The organism is Paraburkholderia sp. Ac-20347 (assembly GCF_017104805.1).
In the GTDB taxonomy this organism is placed as follows: domain Bacteria; phylum Pseudomonadota; class Gammaproteobacteria; order Burkholderiales; family Burkholderiaceae; genus Paraburkholderia; species Paraburkholderia tropica.
In genome coordinates, this window is record NZ_JAAGPN010000612.1 from 1 (window position 1) to 817 (window position 817).

At 71.7% G+C, this 817-nt stretch carries 1 pseudogene; it reads right to left on the bottom strand.

Going from position 1 to position 817, the window contains the following annotated elements:
* Nucleotides 1–124 precede the first annotated feature (124 nt).
* Nucleotides 125–817, bottom strand: a pseudogene (locus G3N97_RS39015) (pilus assembly protein PilM); the annotation flags it as partial.

Sequence of the window (817 nt, forward strand, 5' to 3'; positions counted from 1 at the left end):
CCACCGACAACCGCCGCCGCGAGCCATTCGAGCGCGCGACGCCGACGCACGCGCCGCACCGCCCCCGGCCGCCACGGCAGCAGATTGAAGCCCTCGCGCACGCCGGCCACCTTCGCGCGCCGCCTCATTCGCACACCCCACGCAGTGCGAGGCCGAAGGCGACCACGCACGACGGGTCGTGAAGCAGGCCGACGTCGAGCGGCTGTTCGGCATCGGCGTCAGCGAGCGGCGCGCATTCGAACGGCAGCACCGGACTGCCGAGCACGTCGCCGATATCCGCGAGCGAAAACTGCACGCCCACCAGCATCGAGAGATCGCCCGACACCAGCGTGCAGCCGACCTGCGCGCCGCTCGCCAGATCGCGCAACGCCTCGACGAGATCGGCGTATTCGAGCGCGGGAAAACGCATGCGGCGCGTGACCGATTCGTCGGCGACGAGCCAGCCGTGTATGCCATCGACGCCGACCCAGAGCGCGGCCCAGGTCTCGTGCGGCGGCAACTCGAACGCCGCCGCATAGCGCATCGCGCGCAGCGCCGCGTGCGCTTCGTCGTCCAGCGCGCAGAGCGTGATGCCCGCCATCGCCGCACACTCGATGCGAGTTTCCAGATGCGCGCGCGCCGTGGCCGCGATCGTCACGCGCGCCTCGCGCAGCGCGGTTGTTCCGGAAGCGGATGCACCCGACGCGCCAGGCGCATCGGCCGAACCGCGCGAACCAAGCGAATAGATCGGCCCGAACGGCCCCACCTGCCAGTCGACCGCCAGCTCATGCCGCTCGATGCCCGCCACGCGCTCGGCCTCGGCCAGCACCAGCGGTTC